Annotated in this window: 18 protein-coding genes and 1 tRNA gene; 9 read left to right on the top strand and 10 right to left on the bottom strand. The window is 66.4% G+C overall.

The window, feature by feature from the left end; all coding sequences use genetic code 11:
* Positions 1-97: 97 nt before the first annotated feature.
* Together CXY77_RS21045 and CXY77_RS21040 are read left to right on the top strand one after the other, a co-directional pair.
* Complete coding sequence (locus CXY77_RS21045) at positions 98-1,174, top strand: APC family permease (RefSeq protein WP_369831290.1); 1,077 nt, start codon at positions 98-100, stop codon at positions 1,172-1,174.
* Positions 1,110-1,331 (top strand): hypothetical protein, encoded by a 222-nt coding sequence (locus CXY77_RS21040; protein WP_338069431.1) that lies wholly within the window; start codon positions 1,110-1,112, stop codon positions 1,329-1,331. The genes CXY77_RS21045 and CXY77_RS21040 overlap by 65 nt, the downstream gene beginning before the upstream one ends.
* A 139-nt stretch (positions 1,332-1,470) precedes the next feature.
* On the opposite strand, the gene rplA is transcribed toward CXY77_RS21040, so the two are convergent.
* From rplA to CXY77_RS05880, 7 genes are all read right to left on the bottom strand, one after another.
* Positions 1,471-2,160, bottom strand: coding sequence for a 50S ribosomal protein L1 (gene rplA / locus CXY77_RS05910; protein ID WP_092106323.1), 690 nt, complete (start codon positions 2,158-2,160; stop codon positions 1,471-1,473).
* Positions 2,161-2,267: 107 nt separating this feature from the next.
* On the bottom strand, positions 2,268-2,699 hold the full coding sequence (gene rplK / locus CXY77_RS05905; protein ID WP_092106326.1) for a 50S ribosomal protein L11: 432 nt from the start codon (positions 2,697-2,699) through the stop codon (positions 2,268-2,270).
* Between the two features lie 122 nt (positions 2,700-2,821).
* Positions 2,822-3,787, bottom strand: coding sequence for a transcription termination/antitermination protein NusG (nusG, locus tag CXY77_RS05900; RefSeq protein WP_104129803.1), 966 nt, complete (start codon positions 3,785-3,787; stop codon positions 2,822-2,824).
* A gap of 100 nt (positions 3,788-3,887) precedes the next feature.
* Positions 3,888-4,160 carry a preprotein translocase subunit SecE gene (gene secE / locus CXY77_RS05895; protein ID WP_092340430.1) on the bottom strand — a complete coding sequence of 91 codons (273 nt, stop codon included), beginning with the start codon at positions 4,158-4,160 and terminating at the stop codon, positions 3,888-3,890.
* 40 nt (positions 4,161-4,200) lie between these two features.
* Positions 4,201-4,273: transfer RNA gene (locus CXY77_RS05890), tRNA-Trp, on the bottom strand.
* A 216-nt stretch (positions 4,274-4,489) separates the two neighbouring features.
* Positions 4,490-5,944, bottom strand: coding sequence for an NAD(P)/FAD-dependent oxidoreductase (locus CXY77_RS05885; RefSeq protein WP_092340431.1), 1,455 nt, complete (start codon positions 5,942-5,944; stop codon positions 4,490-4,492).
* Positions 5,941-6,783, bottom strand: a complete 843-nt coding sequence (locus CXY77_RS05880) for a UbiA family prenyltransferase (protein ID WP_104129802.1) — start codon at positions 6,781-6,783, stop codon at positions 5,941-5,943. Before CXY77_RS05880 ends, CXY77_RS05885 begins: the two co-directional genes overlap by 4 nt.
* A 175-nt stretch (positions 6,784-6,958) precedes the next feature.
* Here CXY77_RS05880 and CXY77_RS05875 point away from each other — a divergent pair, with 175 nt between their 5' ends.
* The 5 genes from CXY77_RS05875 to CXY77_RS05855 all read left to right on the top strand — a co-directional run bounded on the left by CXY77_RS05875 (position 6,959) and on the right by CXY77_RS05855 (position 11,925).
* Positions 6,959-8,161: a pyridoxal phosphate-dependent aminotransferase gene (locus CXY77_RS05875; protein ID WP_092340433.1), complete on the top strand. Its 1,203-nt coding sequence runs from the start codon at positions 6,959-6,961 to the stop codon at positions 8,159-8,161.
* A gap of 114 nt (positions 8,162-8,275) precedes the next feature.
* On the top strand, positions 8,276-9,199 hold the full coding sequence (locus CXY77_RS05870) for an ABC transporter ATP-binding protein (RefSeq protein WP_104129801.1): 924 nt from the start codon (positions 8,276-8,278) through the stop codon (positions 9,197-9,199).
* Positions 9,196-10,050: an ABC transporter permease gene (locus tag CXY77_RS05865; protein ID WP_104129800.1), complete on the top strand. Its 855-nt coding sequence runs from the start codon at positions 9,196-9,198 to the stop codon at positions 10,048-10,050. The genes CXY77_RS05870 and CXY77_RS05865 overlap by 4 nt, the downstream gene beginning before the upstream one ends.
* A gap of 37 nt (positions 10,051-10,087) precedes the next feature.
* Positions 10,088-11,311, top strand: coding sequence for a sensor histidine kinase (locus CXY77_RS05860; protein WP_104129799.1), 1,224 nt, complete (start codon positions 10,088-10,090; stop codon positions 11,309-11,311).
* Positions 11,308-11,925 (top strand): response regulator transcription factor, encoded by a 618-nt coding sequence (locus CXY77_RS05855; protein ID WP_104129798.1) that lies wholly within the window; start codon positions 11,308-11,310, stop codon positions 11,923-11,925. The genes CXY77_RS05860 and CXY77_RS05855 overlap by 4 nt, the downstream gene beginning before the upstream one ends.
* Before the next feature lie 19 nt (positions 11,926-11,944).
* Here the strand turns inward: CXY77_RS05855 and CXY77_RS05850 are convergent, their stop codons facing one another.
* A complete protein-coding gene (locus CXY77_RS05850; protein WP_104088934.1) occupies positions 11,945-12,649 on the bottom strand; it encodes a response regulator transcription factor in 705 nt (234 codons plus the stop codon).
* Positions 12,646-14,013, bottom strand: a complete 1,368-nt coding sequence (locus CXY77_RS05845; protein ID WP_104129797.1) for an ATP-binding protein — start codon at positions 14,011-14,013, stop codon at positions 12,646-12,648. The genes CXY77_RS05850 and CXY77_RS05845 overlap by 4 nt, the downstream gene beginning before the upstream one ends.
* Before the next feature lie 113 nt (positions 14,014-14,126).
* Here CXY77_RS05845 and CXY77_RS05840 point away from each other — a divergent pair, with 113 nt between their 5' ends.
* Together CXY77_RS05840 and CXY77_RS05835 are read left to right on the top strand one after the other, a co-directional pair.
* A complete protein-coding gene (locus CXY77_RS05840; protein WP_158252790.1) occupies positions 14,127-15,638 on the top strand; it encodes a PspC domain-containing protein in 1,512 nt (503 codons plus the stop codon).
* Positions 15,639-15,647: 9 nt separating this feature from the next.
* Complete coding sequence (locus tag CXY77_RS05835) at positions 15,648-16,094, top strand: hypothetical protein (RefSeq protein ID WP_092340439.1); 447 nt, start codon at positions 15,648-15,650, stop codon at positions 16,092-16,094.
* A 16-nt stretch (positions 16,095-16,110) separates the two neighbouring features.
* On the opposite strand, the gene CXY77_RS05830 is transcribed toward CXY77_RS05835, so the two are convergent.
* Positions 16,111-17,304: a UDP-N-acetylmuramate dehydrogenase gene (locus CXY77_RS05830; protein ID WP_104129796.1), complete on the bottom strand. Its 1,194-nt coding sequence runs from the start codon at positions 17,302-17,304 to the stop codon at positions 16,111-16,113.
* Positions 17,305-17,307 lie beyond the last annotated feature (3 nt).

Below are 17,307 nucleotides of genomic sequence, written 5' to 3'. Positions count from 1 at the left end.
CTGCCTGCCTGCCTGCCTGCCTGCCTGCCGAAAATCAATCATCCGGTTCTATAGCTTTGGGGGCAGGCATCCGTTATGTCAAGGCTCACACATTGACGTGTACCGCCGGGTGGGGGGCGTTTCGGCTGGATTGAAAGGGCATCATGTCCGTCGAGGCTTCCTCAAGAAGGGCATCGGCGACGGCGACCACCTGAAGGTGCTCGGGTACGACGATTCGTTCCACCGGTCCATGTCGTTGTGGGCGAATTTTGCGCTCGGATTCACCTACCTGTCACCGCTCGTGGGTGTCTACTCGCTGTTCGCGCTGGCCATGAGCACGGGTGGCCCGCCTTCGCTGTTCTGGCTCTTCATCGTGGGCACCGGGCAGCTGCTCGTGGCGCTGGTGTTCGGCGAGGTCGTCTCGCAGTATCCGATCGCGGGCGGTATCTACCCCTGGACGCGACGCCTCTGGGGCAAGCGCTACGCCTGGATGGCGGCCTGGGTCTACATCTGGGCGATGCTCGTGACCATCACGGCCGTCGCCGAATTCGGCACCGGGTTTCTGGCCAGCCTGATCAATGCCCCGGCGACCAAGGAAGTCACCCTCGGCCTCTCGATCGCTTTCCTGGTCGTGGCATTCGGCCTGAACTTTTCCGGCACGAAGACACTGGCCCGCGTGGCCCGGATCGGGCTCGCTGCTGAACTCATCGGCGTCGTCGCCGTGGGGCTGTATCTGCTCATCTTTCAGCGCCACCAGGAATTCAGCGTGTTCTTCGACTCCATGGGCGTGCAGGGCAACGGCAGTTACGCCACGGTATTTCTCGGCGCGGCACTGACCGGACTATTCCTCTTCTACGGTTTTGAGGCGTGCGGCGAAATGGCTGGCCAAAGTGTCGCCGCGCACCGCGGTGCCGACCAATGCGTTGATTGTGGCGTGCTCGATTCCGGTGGTGCTGTGCCTGATCATCTACGTTGGCAGCGACCAGGTCCTGACCCAGTTCACCTCGTTCGCCGTCATCGGCATCTACGTGGCATTCCAATCCGTGGTGCTCGCTGCGTTGCGCCAGCGCATCAAGGGCTGGAAGCCGGCCGGTCCGTTCAGCCTGGGCCGGGCCGGTTTCGTGGTCAACGTGCTCGCCCTCGCCTACGGCATCTTTGCCATGGTGCTGCTCGCGGTGCCGGGCGCAAGCGGTGAGTTCTTCAGCGACTACATCGTGCTCATCGGTCTGTTTGTCGTCATGGGGAGCGGCCTCATCTACCTGCTGGTGGCTCGGCCCGACCGCAAATCGCTGGCACCAGAGGGAGACGCCATTGAAGTCGCAACGCTCCTGCGGGCGCACCCCGACCACTAGACCCCGCTCGAGCTGGTGATCACCCAGCGGATGCGTGCGCCCGATGCACCCATCCACAGGGACTCGGCGCAGGCGCGGGCATCCGCTTAATGCAAGCAGGGCCCGTCCGAGGACGGGCCCTGCTTGGTGAAGCTGTTGCTTAGATGCTGTTGACGTCGAGCTGGATGCCAGGACCGAACGTGGTCGAGACGACACCCTTCGTGATGTAGCGGCCCTTGGACGAGCTCGGCTTGAGGCGGTTGATCTCCTCGAGCGCAGCGGAGATGTTCTCGTTCAGCTGATCGGCCGAGAAGGACGCCTTGCCGACGACGAAGTGCACGTTGGAGTGCTTGTCGACGCGGAATTCGATCTTTCCGCCCTTGATGTCGGACACGGCCTTGGCGACGTCGGGCGTCACGGTTCCGGTCTTCGGGTTGGGCATGAGGCCACGCGGGCCGAGCACCTTACCGAGACGGCCGACCTTACCCATGAGCTCGGGGGTCGAGACGGCGGAGTCGAAGGAGGTGTAACCAGCGGCTACCTTCTCGATGAGCTCGTCGCCACCGACCTCGTCGGCGCCGGCTGCGATAGCGGCTTCGGCGGCGGGGCCGGTTGCGAAGACGATGACGCGGGCGGTGCGGCCGGTGCCGTGCGGGAGGATGACGGTTCCACGAACCATCTGGTCGGCCTTGCGGGGGTCGACTCCGAGGCGGAGGGCGACCTCAACCGTAGAGTTGAACTTCGCGGAGCCGGTCTCCTTGGCGAGGGCTACGGCCTCGGCCGGGGTGAAGACGTTGTCTTCGCCGATTTTGGCGGCGGAGGCGCGGTACGCCTTTGACTTGGTTGCCATGTTGAATCTCCTGTATGTGCTTCAGAGTGTGGTGCGAACCTGGCAGGCTCTTCCACTAAATGCTGAGGGTGCTTCCGGCGCCGTGGGGCGCCGATGCGGGGGGGTGCTTAGGCGCTGACCGTGATGCCCATAGAGCGGGCGGTTCCGGCGATGATCTTCGCGGCGGCGTCGATGTCGTTGGCGTTGAGGTCAACCATCTTCGCTTCGGCGATCTCGCGGACCTGGGCCTGGGTGAGGTTGGCGACCTTGACGGTGTGCGGGGTTCCGCTGCCCTTGGCGACGCCGGCGGCCTTCTTGATGAGCTCCGCTGCGGGCGGGGTCTTCAGGATGAACGTGAACGAACGGTCGTCGTAGACGGTGATCTCAACGGGGATGACGTTGCCGCGCTGGGCTTCGGTCGCTGCGTTGTAGGCCTTGCAGAATTCCATGATGTTAACGCCGTGCTGACCCAGTGCCGGCCCGATGGGCGGTGCGGGGTTGGCTGCGCCGGCCTTGATCTGAAGTTTGATCAGACCTGTAACCTTCTTCTTCGGTGCCATTGTGTTGTCCTTCGTATTGATGTGCGAGCAGCCCGGGGGCTGCTCTCCCGGTGGCCCGGATGGGCCCCGGTGGTTTGGGGGAACCAGCGTGGATTGCCTTGGTCGGGCATCCGCTGTGCTGGTTAGAGCTTGGTGACCTGATCGAAGCTGAGCTCAACCGGAGTCTCACGCTCGAAGAGCGAGACGAGCACGATGAGCTTGCCGCTCTCCGGCTTGATCTCGCTGATCGAACCGGGCAGGCCCGCGAACGAGCCTTCCTTGATCGTGATGGTCTCGCCGATCTCGTAGTCGACCTCGGCAGCGATGACGCGCTGCGCCGACTTTCCGGGGGCACCGCCAGCCTTGGTCGGGGCTTCGACGATCTCGACGAGTCCCTTGAGCATGCCGAAGGCTTCTTCGAAACGCAGCGGGGTGGGGTTGTGGGCGTTGCCAACGAAGCCGGTGACGCCCGGGGTGTGGCGAACAACCGACCAGCTGTCCTCGTCGAGGTCCATACGAACGAGCACGTATCCGGGAATGCGCACGCGGGTGACCATCTTGCGCTGGCCGTTTTTGATCTCGACGACATCTTCCATCGGAACTTCGCACTGGTAGATGAAGTCTTCCATCGCCATGGACTGCTTGCGGTTCTCAATGTTCGACTTCACCCGACGCTCGAAACCGGCGTAGGAGTGAATGACGTACCACTTGCCTGGCAGAAAGCGCAGTTCCTTGCGGAACGCCTCGTACGGGTCGACCTCTTCATCGGAAGGCTCGGTCTCGCCTGCAGTTTCGGCGGTGACGACCTCGTCTTCGTCTTCGACGGCTTCGACGGACGCGTCGGCTTCTTGCGCCGAATCGATGTCGAGTGCGTCGTCGACGATGGCGTCGGCTTCGGGATCGGATGACTCGGCGAGGGCGTCGAGTGCAGCGTCGAGGTTGACCTCCACGTCGTCGTTCTCGTCGATGACGTGCAGAGCGACCTGCTCGGCCGCCTCTGCGGAAGTCTCGTCGGCGGCGAGGGTGTTGCCTTCCTGCGCCTCGTCTTCCTCGGAGGACTGCTCGGCGGCAGTGGCCCAGTCGACATCGTCGTGCTTCGTCTCAGTCACTAAATCTCAATCCCTAATTTTTGTACGTGTGCAAGTTGTCTGGGCACGTTGCGTGCCGGTGGTGTGGGCGTTCCGCCGGAGCGGATGCCTTCGCTGCGGATTAGCCCGGCGTGCCGAACACATAGAGAACCGCGAGGCCGAAGACCCAGTCCATGGCCGAGACGATGCCCATCATGATGATCACGAAGACCAGCACGACGCCGGTGTAGCTCAGCAGCTCTTTACGAGTCGGCGTGACGACCTTGCGCAGTTCCGCGAAAACCTGCTTGATGAACAGGGACAACCGAGCGAAAGGACCGCGATTGGACTCGCGGGCAATTCGTGCGTTCGCGACGACTTCCTCACTAGGTTCGTCGACAACTTTTCGGGCCACCTGTTACACCTCTCATGGTCGGCAGACTTCTACCGATGTGCAGGGCGGACAGGACTCGAACCTGCAACCTGCGGTTTTGGAGACCGCTGCTCTACCAATTGAGCCACCACCCTATGGAAGCAAACCCGCCACGCAGAAGCCACTTTCGACCGAGCGTGAACACTCGGAAAAAGGCGCAAAAAAGCATGGCAGAATTCAACTACCTGTACCAGTCTAGATCACGGACCGGCCACTGTAAAGCTGAGACGAGTTCGCGCAGAAGCGCGATCCCTGTTCCAGTGCCAGCTTGCCACACTATCGCGGCGGACGGGATTGCGACCGTCGACTGGTCAGCGACCGTCCAGTCGCCCGATCAGCTTCTGCATCGCGGTCATGGCTCCTCCGAGCACGGCCGGGATCCCGCCGCCGGGGTGTACCGACGCGCCCACCCGCCACAGCCACGGGCGCGCCAGGCTGGTGTAGCCCGGCCGGTGGAACGGGCCGCTCTGCCAGAGTGGGTTGGTCGCGCCGTACAGCGCACCTCCCGCGGAGCCCCAGCCTGCGAAGTAGTGCGGGTCGAGCACGACATGATCGCGGAACAGCTCGGTGATGGGCCGGCTCAATCCCACGGCCGCGCTGACCCGGTCGATCTCGTGGGCGACCCAGGGAGTGTCGAGATCGTAGTGTCGGCCATCGGCAGGCGCCGTGAGGAGAACGGCCACCGTCGCTCGATCGTTGGGATAGATTTCGTGTGGCCGGTAGTAGTTCAGGAATGCCATGGTCTGGTCCGGCGCAACGACCGTGTCCAGACTGCGGTGGAGGGCGGCCGGGTCGTCGGGCAGTATCACCGAGTGTGTAGCCGTTCCACGGGGCAACGGCGTATCCAGGGACGCGTAGATGGCCACTCCGGAGCAGGACAGTGGCCGCTGCCGTGCGCGCGGTGCGCCCAGGAGCTCGTCGAGAACGCCGCTGTCGAGACCGCTCACGATCACATCAGCTTGGTAGGTCGCCGACGTGGTGGTCACACTCCCCTGTTTGACTGATTTGACGGGCTCACCCAGGTGCAGATTCGCGCCGGCGTGCACGGCGAGCCGGTAGAGCGCCATCGGCAACTCGTTCACGCCTCCCTCGGGCACCCAGACGCCGTCCGTGGCCATAATTGCTGGCATGCTCGCATACAGCGCGAGGGTCCGTCGGGGCGAGACACCCGCGTTGAGGGTGTGTATGGCGATGATTTCCCGCAGGCCGTCGGGCATCCAGGTCAAGCCATCGAGAAAGCCCCGTGTGGTCAGCCGTCTGCCGTAGAGACGGAAGACCCGGCGCACGGCCGGCAGCGAAGCGGGGCTGGCTGGGTCGGTTGTGAGCATGCTCGTGACTTCGGGGCCCAGCCCACCGTGTTCACGTTCGAACCGGGTCCAGGCCGCATGCCACGGATGCCCGTGCGGAACCGGCAGGGTGACGCTGTCCCCCGCAAAGAAATACCGACCGACTTCGGGCAGTCTCTTCAGGGTCAGCGCGGCGACCGCCGCAGCCTCGGCGGGAGCGGGCCGGCGGGCGCCGAGGGCGTCGTAACGAGCGAGTAATTCTTCCCAGACCGGCGGGAAAGTGACTAGCGCGGGCCCGGTATCCACCCGCTGCCCGTCGATCTCGAGGCGCCTGCTCTTGCCCCCGATCCAGTCGGATCCCTCCAGCACGGTCACCGCATGCCCGGCGCGGGCCAGCAGCGCGGCGGCGGTCAGCCCGCCGATGCCGGCGCCGAGCACGACGATGCGCAGGGGAGTCGTTGCCGTGCCGGATCGCTTCATGGGTATGTTCCTAACAGAATGGCGGCCACGACCTGGGCGCCGGCGACGGAACCGGCGACGTAAGGGAACACGATCGAGTACCGATAGAGCCGGCGGGCCGTCGCGGGTATCGGGTCGCGCCCCAACGACATCACGAGCCAGCCGGCGATGAGCAGGTTGACCAGCGCTACCGGCCAGCTAATAAGGGCGAAACCTACGGTGGACAGGGCCCACCAGATGGCGCTCCACACCGTTGCGCCGCGCGCGCCGAGATGGACCGCAGTGGTGCGGATACGCGCCGCGCGATCCTCATCGATATCCTGGACCGCGTCATAGGTGTGTTTGGCGACACTCCAGGCCATCAGCCCGATCGCCGCCGACCAGATCGGCCGCTCACCGACCGCAAGCGACACGAACACCAGCGGGAAGGCATAGGCAGCGTTACTGAGCGAATCCACGTACCGCCGGGCCTTGAAGCGCAACGGCGGCGCGGAGTAGAAGACGAAGATGAGGGCATAGGCCGTAATCCAGGCAAGCGCGGCTGGCGGCAGCGTGAGCAGGAAGTAAGCCACGAAGGGCACGTTGGTCAGCAGTACCCCGATAACGATGGGGCGTACTTCGGAGCCAAGGATGCGTGCCCCCTCAAGACCACCCTTTCGGGTGTTCTGGGCATCCGTTGCCTGGTCGAAGATGTCGTTCACACCGTAGATCAGCAGGTTGAAGGGCAGGGTCACCCAGAGGAGTAGAGGAAACACATCCCAGCGCCACAGGTCTCCCATCAGCCACATGGCGATGACGGTGGTGCCGATTGTGTTCACCCAGAGCACCGGACGGGAGATATGAATCAGGCGGGTGAGCATTTTCTCACTCTAGCTAGCCTGGCGAGAGATCTCGCCGCTTGAGATCTCGCGCCGGGCGATCAGCAGCCTGGCTATCTACGCAATTGCGCCCCGAAGACCCTCTAAACCGGCCCGCGCGCCGGCCCGACGAGTGCAGCGCTGGTTCACTCGCGGGTGCACTGGCTAAGCTCAAGCTGTGGCTCATGAACTCAAGCGAATTTCTACTCGGATCGGCTCTATCGCGGAGTCGGCGACCCTCAAGGTCGACGGAAAAGCCAAGGCCCTGCAGGCGGCCGGGCGTCCGGTGATCAGCTTCGCCGCCGGGGAACCCGACTTCCAGACACCAGAACACATCGTGGAAGCGGCCTCGGCCGCCGTGCGCGATCCGAAGAACTACCGCTATACCCCGGCAGCGGGTCTTCCCGAGCTGCGCGATGCGATTGCCGCCAAGACACTGCGCGACAGTGGACTCGTGGTTTCCCCCAGCCAGGTCGTCGTCACGAACGGCGGCAAGCAGGCCGTCTACCAGGCGTTCGCCACCCTGCTCGATCCGGGCGACGAGGTCATCGTGCCGACCCCGTACTGGACCACCTACCCCGAGGCGATCCGGCTGGCCGGTGGCGTGCAGGTCGATGTCTTCGCCGGCAGCGACCAGGGCTACCTCGTGACGGTCGAGCAGCTCGAAGCCGCGCGCACCCCGCGCAGCAAGGTGCTGCTCTTCGTCTCACCCTCGAACCCCACCGGGGCGGTCTACTCGCCTGAGCAGACGCGGGCCATCGGCCAGTGGGCCGAAGACAATGGCCTCTGGGTCATCTCCGACGAGATCTACCAGAACCTCACCTACGACGGCGTGCGAGCAGTCTCCATCGTCGAGGCCGTTCCAGCGCTGGCCGACCGCACGATCCTGGTGAACGGTGTCGCCAAGACCTACGCCATGACCGGCTGGCGCCTCGGCTGGATGGTCGGCCCCGCCGACGCCATCAAGGCGGCGGCGAACCTGCAGTCGCACCTTTCCTCGAACGTGTCAAACATCTCGCAGCGCGCCGGAATCGCCGCGCTCAACGGCCCGCAGGACGCCGCCGAGGCCATGCGGGTGGCCTTCGATCGCCGCCGCAAGCTCATCGTCGCCGAGTTGAACAAGATCCCCGGCGTCGTGACCCCCACCCCGCAGGGAGCCTTCTACGTCTACCCCGATGTGACCGGGCTGCTGGGTCGTTCGTGGGGCGGCGTCACCCCGACGACCTCACTCGAACTGGCCGACCTCATTCTCGACCAGGCCGAGGTGGCCGCCGTTCCCGGCGAGGCCTTTGGTCCTAGCGGATTCCTGCGCCTGTCGTATGCCCTCGGCGACGATTCCCTGCTCGAGGGTGTGCAGCGCCTGCAGCGCCTGTTCGCTTAGCGCCCGCGGCATTCTGGCGCCCGGGCGCTCCCCCGAGGGATCCGTCGACCGGTGGATGCCGGAATAGGTCCACTGGCGGTGGTGCCCGTGGCGCGGGAGTGGGATTCTGGTCACATGACATCCACTCCCCCGGTCGTGCAGGTACGCGACCTGCAGAAATCGTATGGCAGCGTCGAGGCGGTGCGCGGCGTGAGCTTCTCCATTGCCGCCGGTGAGACCTTCGCGCTGCTCGGTCCCAACGGTGCCGGCAAGAGCACGACCATCGAGATTCTCGAGGGGTACCGCGACCGAACCGGCGGTGAGGTGAGCGTGCTCGGCATCGACCCCCGCCGCGGCAGCCTCGACTGGAAGGCTCGCCTCGGCATCGTGCTGCAGACCAGTGCGGAAAGCGGCAATGTCACCGTCACGGAACAGCTTCGCCACTTCGCCGGGCTCTACCCGAATCCCCGCGATGTGGACGAAGTCATCGACGCGACCGGGCTGCGCGAGAAGGCGAAGACGCGCATCGGCAAGCTGTCGGGAGGTCAGCGCCGCCGAGTGGATGTCGCGCTCGGCATCATCGGCCGCCCCGAATTGCTGTTCCTCGACGAACCGACCACCGGCTTCGATCCCGAGGCACGGCACCAGTTCTGGAGCCTCATCCGTGGGCTTAAGGTGGAAGGCACCACCATCCTGCTGACGACGCACTATCTCGAAGAAGCCGCCCAACTCGGCGACCGCGCCGGCATCATTGCCGGCGGTCGACTCATCGATATCGGATCCATCGACGACCTTGGCGGAGCGGATGCCCGCATTCCACTCGTGCGCTGGCGTGACGAAAACGGGCGGGTACTCGAGGAACGCACGAACCGTCCGGCACGGGTCGTGGCCGAGCTCACCGCGCGGTTGAACGGTGCCGAGCCCGACGGCCTCGAGATCATCCGGCCCAGCCTCGAAGACGTCTATCTCGCCCTTGTAAGGGAAGACGAGGCCAAGGCTGCCGGTCGGGCCGCCATCCCTTCCGGCAGCCAACTGATCGACCAGGATGTGCGAGCATGAGCGCCACGATCATCGCTACCCGCCCGCAGACGAAGGCTCCGGGCGTGCTCGCCCTCGGCCTGGCCCGCATCGGCTACGAGACGAGGCTCTACTTTCGCTCCCCCGACACACTGCTCTTCACCTTCTTCTTTCCGTTCATCATGCTCGGCATCTTCACCGCCGCGTTCAGCTCCTCCGGCAACATCGGTACGAACCCGGACGGAACCGGCGGGGTCAGCGTGGGCGCGTATTACCTGCCCGGCATGCTCGCCGCGGGCATGCTGCTCTCCGGCGTGCAGAACCTGGCGGTCGACATTGCCGGTGAGCGAAGCGACGGCACCCTGAAACGGCTCGGCGGCACGCCGCTGTCCCCGTTGAGCTACTTCGTGGGCAAAATCGGGCAGGTCTTCGTGACCGCGATCCTGCAGGCCGCGCTGCTGATGCTGGTAGCGCGGTTCGCCTTCAACATCTCGCTGCCCAGTGAGCCCGAGAAGTGGGGCACGTTCGCCTGGGTATTCCTGTTCGGCGTGATCACGAGCGCCTTCCTCGGCATAGCGCTCTCGGCGCTTCCGCGTTCGGGACGCAGCGCTACTGCTGTGGTGACTCCGGTCGTGCTCGTGCTGCAGTTCATCTCGGGTGTCTACCTGCAGTTCAACGCGCTGCCCGACTGGATGCAGAATCTCGCGAGCATCTTTCCGCTCAAATGGATGGCCCAGGGTATGCGTTCGGTGTTCCTGCCTGACAGCTTCGCGGCCGCCGAGCAGACCGGATCCTGGGACCTGGTCTGGGTCGCAGCCGCCCTCGGGGTCTGGCTCGTGGTGGGGCTCGTGCTCAGCCGGGTGACTTTTCGGTGGATTCGCCGCGACGCGTGAGCGCCCGGCCATGCCGAACGGATGGGATGCTTGAGCCATGACGACTGCGCGCTGGTGGGACGTGGCTTTCGGCGGGGCCCTCGCCGTTATGGCGATTACGGTAACCCTGTATCCCGCCGATGGGAGCCTGGGCGGAGCGTTGGCCACCCTCGCCGCGCTCGGCTTGGCCTATCTGGGGTTCGGGCGGCGCGGCATCCGTCTTGCTGGCACCGGCCGGACGGCGTCCAGTCTGGCCTTTCTGGCGACGGTGGTCCTCGGCTGCGGGGTGGGCGCTGCGTTCACGCCGAACCTCTCAACCTTGCAAGCCATTGGGTTTCCGGTGGTCTGGGTTCTCGCCGGCTCTTACCTTCGTGCGGTCTTGGTGAGCGGCATCCTCGCTGTGTCGGTCGGTCTCGGCCTCACCGTGAGCCTTGGCGGCACCGTGGCAGCCATGGCCGAAGCCGGTGGAATCGAAGCGATCTCATTCATCTTCGCTCTCGCCCTCGGAACCTGGATGACCCGCATCATCTGCGCCAGTGACCGGCATCGCCGTCTGCTCGACGAGCTCACCCGCACGCAGGGCGAGCTCAACGCCCTGCACCGTGCGGCGGGAAGTTCCGCCGAACGGGAACGGCTGGCCCGCGAGATTCACGACACCATCGCCCAGACCCTGACCGGGCTGGTCATGCTCGCCCAACGCACCCGCGGTGAGCTCACAACAACACCGGCCCGGGTGATGGCCGCGCAGACCAGCATCGATCTGATCGAAACCAACGCCCGTGAAGCCCTCACCGAGACTCGCGCCCTGGTCGCCACCCTCTCGCCGGTGCGTGAACCCGGGATGGGTCTGGCCGACACGATTCTGCGGTTGGCCGATCGCTTCACCCAGGAAACAGGCATCCAGACGGATGCCACGGTGCAGGTCGGCGACATAGACCGCGAGGTCGAGGTGGTTCTGCTCCGCTGTGTACAGGAGGGGCTCGCAAACGTGCGGCAGCATTCGGGGGCGGAGGCGGCATCCGTTTTCATCGAACGTGTAGGGGCCGCGGTGGTGCTCACGGTCAGCGACGACGGGCGCGGTCTGGGAGTTCCGCGCGTCGATCCCAACACCGGCTTCGGCCTGGCCGGGATGCGCGACCGGGTACTGCTCGTGCACGGTGAATTGGAGCTGGGCACCCGGCCAACCGGCGGAACGCTGCTGCGGGTGACCGTGCCGTTGCCCGCTCCCCTCGCTCTGGCGGCCCCGGCAGCCCCACTCTCCCGCATCAAGGCCGACGCATGATTCGCGTGCTGGTTGCCGATGACCATCCCATCGTGCGCGGCGGTATCGTGAGTCTGCTGGCCCAGGCCGACGATATCTCCGTTGTCGGGGAGGCCGCTGACGGCACCGAGGCGGTGCGACTGGCCTTGGAACTGCGGCCCGATCTGGTGCTCATGGACCTGCGCATGCCCGGTCAGAGCGGCGCGGCGGCGACCGCGCAGATTGTGGCAGCGACTGCGGGTATCCGGGTGCTGATTCTGACGACCTATGAGAGCGACGACCAGATTCTGGGTGCCATCGAAGCCGGCGCGAGCGGCTATTTGCTCAAAGCTGCGCCCCAGGAGGAGATCATCGCCGGTGTGCGGTCGGTCGCAGCCGGCCAGACCGTGCTCGCTCCATCTATTGCGGCGACGCTCGTGCAGCGGGTTCGTGGGCAATCGGCGGCACGACTGTCGCCGCGCGAACTCGACGTGCTGAGGCTCGTCGGTGCGGGCGAGAGCAACCCTGAGATCGCACGATCGTTGTTCATCGGCGAGGCGACCGTTAAAACCCATCTGCTGCACGTTTTTGAGAAACTGGCGGTGAAGGATCGAACCCGCGCGGTGACCCGCGCCATGGAACTCGGCCTGCTGTGAGGACCTGCTGTAACGAGGGCTAGAGCAGCTTGCGCTCGAGCGCCCAGGCGGTCAGCTCGTGCCGACTCGACAGCTGAAGTTTACGCAGCACGGCCGAGACGTGCGTTTCGACGGTCTTGGCCGCGATGAACAGGGTACTGGCGACCTCCTTGTAGCTATAGCCGCGAGCAATGAGGCGCATCACCTCGGTCTCGCGGGCGGAGAGCCGGTCGAGTTCCTCGGTCGTCTCGGCCGTCTCCCCGGCGACGGCGCCGAATGCGTCGAGCACGAATCCGGCCAGGCGGGGCGAGAACACGGCGTCCCCCTCGGAGACCCGACGTGCCGCCTCGGAGACTTCAGCCCCGGAGGCGCTCTTGGTGATGTAGCCGCGGGCGCCGGCCCGAATGACGCTCACGACGTCGTCGGCGGCGTCGGAGACGCTGAGCGCCAGGAACAGTGTGTTCGGTGCGCGCGGCGCCGCCTCCCGAATGACCTCGGCGCCGCCCCCACCGTGACCACCGGGCAGATGCACATCGAGCAGCACGACCCGCGGCTGCAGGTCGATCACCCGCGCGATCGCCTCGTCAACTGTCGCCGCCTCACCCAGCACGGTGATGTCGGCCTCGAGTTCGGCGCGCAGTCCCGACCGAAAAATAGAGTGGTCGTCGACGATGAGAACCCGCAGGCCAGCGGATGCCGCGCTCGGTTCGGTGGCCGCCCGGTCGCTCGGATTCTGGTCGGTCATCGCACGCTCGTTTCGGTGTGGTGTTCATCGGTGACGGGCGCGGTCGCCGCCGGCAGGGTGAGCAGGATCTCGGTGCCGGCGCCGCCGGGCCCTGGCCGCACGGCGGCGGTTCCGCCCGCCCGACGCATGCGCCCGAGAATGGATTCGCGCACGCCGAGGCGGTCTTCGGGGATCTGGTCGAGCCGAAAGCCCGGGCCCCGGTCGGTGACGCTCAGTTCGATGCCGCGAGCCCCCGTCTCGAGGTAGACCGACACCGCGCCGCCGGCATGCCGAGCCGCGTTGAGCATGGCCTCGCGGGCGGCGGCGACGAGTGATTCCGGGGCATCCATGCTGCTGGAATCGGTGCTGGCGGCCGAGCGCACGCCGACACCCGCCCCGACCGTCACCACCTCGAAGTGCACCGCAAAGTCTGCTTCGATCTCCCCGGCGATGCGACGCAGCGCGGCGGCCAGATCGGTCGCCGGTTCGGCGCCCGCGGCGCGACTCCCGGTGAAGAGCCACTCGCGCAGTTCGCGCTCCTGCGCGCGGGCCAGCCGCGCGGCGTCGCTGTGCGGCCCGGCCTTCTGCTGAATGAGGGCGAGGGTCTGCAACACCGAATCATGCAGGTGCGCGGCGATGTCGGCCCGTTCCGCTTCACGGGCGCGCGCGGCACGCTCGTCGGCGAGGTCACTCCACAGGCGCAGCAGCCACGGCGCGGTCACCACCGCAACGCCGAGCAGAACGGATGCCGCCGCCAGAATAACCGTCCACGCGTTCGGGTTCGTGCCGGTCACGAAAAACAACAGAATCCCGACCGCGACCAACACCAGCGCCCCCAGAATGCGCACGAGCAACGCCGAGGATTGCTGTGCCGCACCGCTGCGAATGTCGGCGAACTGGCGCCAGGCGAGCGCGGTTCCGGCGAGTACGACAATGGCGGGCACCACCACGGCGAGCGGAATGTCGGCGCCAAGGCGGCTCGCTACGAGGGCGCTACCGGCAGCCAGCAGGGCCAGGCCGAGCAGAATCTCGGTGACGGGCGCGGCACGGGCGGAGTCGCCATCCGCTCGGGCGAACCCGCTCCGGCCGTTTGTGGCGTCGGAACCCGGTAGTGCCGCAGCGGCCTGAACCGGCTCAGCGGAAGCGGGGGACACGACCGGCGACCGGGCGAGGCTCGACTTGGGTAGCGGGTCGACTGCGGCCGCTCCAGAAGGAACTGTCACCCACAGCCAGGCATAGAGCAAGGCGCCGAAGCCTCCGCAGAAGCTGAGCAGCACCGTGACCAAGCGCACCGTGGAGAGGGGGACCCCGGTGTGCTCGGCGAAACCCGCACACACTCCGCCGACGAGGCGGAGCCGGGGCCGGGTCATCCGTTCGGTTCTCACGTGTTTATCCAAGCACGCCCCACCGACAGGGCGGAACCCGGCAGGAATCAATCAGGGTTCAATCAGGGTCATCCCCCATGGCAGCGGTCTCAGCGCGCTGTCAGACTCGGATCATGACCGACACACCGAGGGCGCAAACACCTCGCCCTGACCAAATCACCCGCTTCTTCGACTGGATTCGCGGCAGCGGACTACACCGTGACGGCGACCGCTGGATCGCCGGAGTCTGCGGCGGCATTGCCGCCCGCACCGGGCTCGACCCCCTGATTGTGCGCGGCATTGCCGTTGTGATCGCCATCCTCGGCGGCCCCGTCGTCTTCGCCTACGCCGTCGGCTGGGCGCTGATGCCCCGCGGCGCCGGCCGCATCTATGCTGAAGACGCCATTCGCGGGCGGTTCCAACCGGCCATGATCGCCATCGGGGCGCTGCTCCTGTTCACCGTCGTGCCCCTGTTCCGCGGTTTCTGGTGGAACGGCCCGGCCGGTTTCTGGGCCCTCCCCGACTGGCTCTCCGGCATCTTCTCGTTCGGGTGGGGGCTGGCCATCACGGCCGGTATCGTCTGGCTGATCGTGTATCTGGTGCGCCGCAGCAAGAGGTCTCCCGATTCGAGGCCCGGTTCCGGGCCGTTCGCTCCCCCGGCCGGCCCCACTGGACCAACGGGCCCGTTCGGTCCGGGCAGCGTCTACGACCCGCGACCGGATTCCGCCCCCGACGCGGTCGTGCACGCCCAAACGGATGCTCCGGCCCCGGCGCCGGATTCCGCCCCGACGAGCATGTCAGTGGCGACCGCCACCGACACAGCCGCCCCGAGCCTGGCTTTCGCGGCCACGAGCACAGCCACGGCCACCCCCTATGCCCCGACCAATCCGTACGCGGCCGATTCGGCCAGGAGCATCCGCTCGGAACAGAATCGAGCGTGGCAGGAACAGAACCGCGCCCGCCAGCAAGCCCACCGCGCCCGGGTGCGCGCCCGCCGTCCCGGTGCCGGCTACAGCGCCATTGTGCTCGGCCTGGCTTTGGCCATCGGCGCCGTGACTGCCTGGGTGAATTCGAGCGGCGTCTGGTCGCAGGACGCAGTGATTCTCGGCCTCGCCTTTGCACTCGGAGTGTTGGCCCTCGGCATCGTGATCGCCGGCATTCGCGGTCGCACCGACGGCGCCATGGGCGGTTTCGCCTTTCTGGCGGCGGCGACCCTAGTCGTGCTCGGCGTATTTCCGCAGGGCACGCAGTTCTCCGCCGTCGGCAACACCGTCTGGGTGCTCAGCGCCAATTCGGCCATGGCGAACCCCGACACGAGCTACGCCATGATCGTGGGGCAGTCCACCCTCGACCTGAGCGATTTCGACAACCCCGGTCTCGACGAGGATGCCGTCATCGACGTCTGGCTGCTCGCCGGCGCCACCGACATTCAACTGCCAGCGGATGCCCCGGTGCGCGTCGAATCGCACGCCCTGGTCGGCGGCGTGGAATATTCCGGCCGCGCTGTGGCCGCTGAAAACGGCGAGCACACGGGCGTGTTCGCCGTCGATGCGCGCACGTTCAATGCGAACAGCCGCAGTGATGGGCCGCTCGTGCGCATCTGGACCCTCGCTGGCGTCGTCACGCTCGATTCCTCCAACAACTAGGACCCCATCATGACTACTCCGCTTTCGCCCACGAGCCCCAACGCTGATCACACCGGGGCCAACACCCCCACCGAAGATTTCTCTGCAACTCCGCTGGTTGGGGGCGAATCCGGCGCCGATTACTCGGCCGAATCCGGTACCGCGACGACCGGCGCGACCCTGTCGGACAACCCGACTATCCCCTACCCGGAATCGAGCCGTGCCCCGCGGGAGAACGACTTCTTCGCCCCAAACACCGACCTGCCGACCGCTGCCACTGCCACACCCCGGCTGCGCCCCCGCTTCGGCACGATTCTCTGGGGCATCCTGCTCCTGGCCTTCGCCACCTACATGGTGGTCTTCACGCTGCTTCCGGCACCGCCGGATCCCACGCTCTGGCTGCTCGGCGGTGTGATCGCGGTCGGGCTCGGCCTGGTCGTGGCCGGCATCGCCGCCGCCGCTCGCCGCGCAGACTGACCAACACGCCTGTCGATTAGAGCGTCAGCCCCACGAGCACCGGCTCGGGCTGCAGGTTCACGCCAAACTCGGCCTGCACCCGGCCGAGCACGTACCGGGCCAGTTCGGCAACTTCCTCGGCGGTGGCCCCGCCGGTGTTCGTCAAGGCGAGGGTGTGCTTGCTCGACACCGCTGCCTTCGATCCCGGCAGACGAAAACCCCGACCGACCCCGGAATGCTCGATCAGCCAGGCCGCACTGAGCTTGACCAGGCGCACGGGTTCCTCGCCGGGAATGGGTCCGACGCCCATATATTCCTCGAGTGGAATAACTCGGTCGGCCGGCTCCGCCTCGAGCTGCCAGCGCGGCGCATCCGTCGGCAGTGAGCGCGCAAAGGTCTCGGTGACGATCGGGTTGGTGAAGAAAGACCCCGCGCTGTAGGTGTCGGGGTCGTCGAGATCGAGCACCATGCCCTTGCCGGCCCGCAGGCCGAGAACGGTGGCGCGCATGATCGACAGCGGCACCCGGTCACCGAGCTGCACGCCGAGCGCTCCGGCGAGTTGGGCATACTTCAGGGGCTGGCCGAGGGTGCTCCCCAAAACGGATGCCTCGGCTGCGGTATCGTGCAGCTCCAGTTCGATTGCGAGCACCACGCCGCGCAGGCCCTGCTTGAGCGCCGAGGTGCGGTAGCCCAGCGCCAGGTCTGCGCGTTCGAGCCGATCGACCTCACCGGTCTCGTAAGAGAGAAAGTCGATCGCGATCAGGCTGTCGGAGAGCTCCTGACCGTAGGCGCCAATGTTCTGCACCGGGGCGGCGCCGCACGATCCGGGAATGCCCGAGAGCGCCTCGATGCCGGCCCAGCCGTGATCGACGGCGTATGCCACGAGGTCGTCCCAGGGTTCGCCGGCCTGTACGCGCAGCCGTACCCGGGCGCCAACGTCGGCGCCGGCGTTAGAGACGGCCGCATCCGCGGCATCCGCTTCGCTGCTCTCAGGTGCAGCGGCGAGTACCTCGATGCCGCGGGTCACCACGCTAATCACGATGCCGTCGAAGCCCTCATCAGCGACGACGGTGTTGGAGCCGCCACCAAGCAGGAGCCAGTTTTCGTCCAGGCCCCAGACCACGAGCGTCTCAGTGATGAGGTCCTGCTCGGTGACCGGCGCCACCAGGGCGGCGGGGGGTCCGCCGACCCGAAAGGTGGTGAGTGTGCTCAGGGCAACGGGTTCGATCATGGT

It is taken from the genome of Cryobacterium sp. N21, assembly GCF_002929575.1.
In the GTDB taxonomy this organism is placed as follows: domain Bacteria; phylum Actinomycetota; class Actinomycetes; order Actinomycetales; family Microbacteriaceae; genus Cryobacterium; species Cryobacterium flavum.
This window is presented reverse-complemented; position numbering and strand designations above follow the sequence as displayed.

Excerpts from the sequence above, each read along its gene's own strand:
- rplA (WP_092106323.1), bottom strand. The coding sequence starts at position 2,160 with ATGGCAACCAAGTCAAAGGCGTACCGCGCCTCCGCCGCCAAAATCGGC.
- rplK (WP_092106326.1), bottom strand. The coding sequence starts at position 2,699 with ATGGCACCGAAGAAGAAGGTTACAGGTCTGATCAAACTTCAGATCAAG.
- CXY77_RS05885 (WP_092340431.1), bottom strand. The coding sequence starts at position 5,944 with ATGAAGCGATCCGGCACGGCAACGACTCCCCTGCGCATCGTCGTGCTC.
- CXY77_RS05880 (WP_104129802.1), bottom strand. The coding sequence starts at position 6,783 with ATGCTCACCCGCCTGATTCATATCTCCCGTCCGGTGCTCTGGGTGAAC.
- CXY77_RS05870 (WP_104129801.1), top strand. The coding sequence starts at position 8,276 with ATGACATCCACTCCCCCGGTCGTGCAGGTACGCGACCTGCAGAAATCG.
- CXY77_RS05865 (WP_104129800.1), top strand. The coding sequence starts at position 9,196 with ATGAGCGCCACGATCATCGCTACCCGCCCGCAGACGAAGGCTCCGGGC.
- CXY77_RS05860 (WP_104129799.1), top strand. The coding sequence starts at position 10,088 with ATGACGACTGCGCGCTGGTGGGACGTGGCTTTCGGCGGGGCCCTCGCC.
- CXY77_RS05855 (WP_104129798.1), top strand. The coding sequence starts at position 11,308 with ATGATTCGCGTGCTGGTTGCCGATGACCATCCCATCGTGCGCGGCGGT.
- CXY77_RS05850 (WP_104088934.1), bottom strand. The coding sequence starts at position 12,649 with ATGACCGACCAGAATCCGAGCGACCGGGCGGCCACCGAACCGAGCGCG.
- CXY77_RS05840 (WP_158252790.1), top strand. The coding sequence starts at position 14,127 with ATGACCGACACACCGAGGGCGCAAACACCTCGCCCTGACCAAATCACC.
- CXY77_RS05835 (WP_092340439.1), top strand. The coding sequence starts at position 15,648 with ATGACTACTCCGCTTTCGCCCACGAGCCCCAACGCTGATCACACCGGG.
- CXY77_RS05830 (WP_104129796.1), bottom strand. The coding sequence starts at position 17,304 with ATGATCGAACCCGTTGCCCTGAGCACACTCACCACCTTTCGGGTCGGC.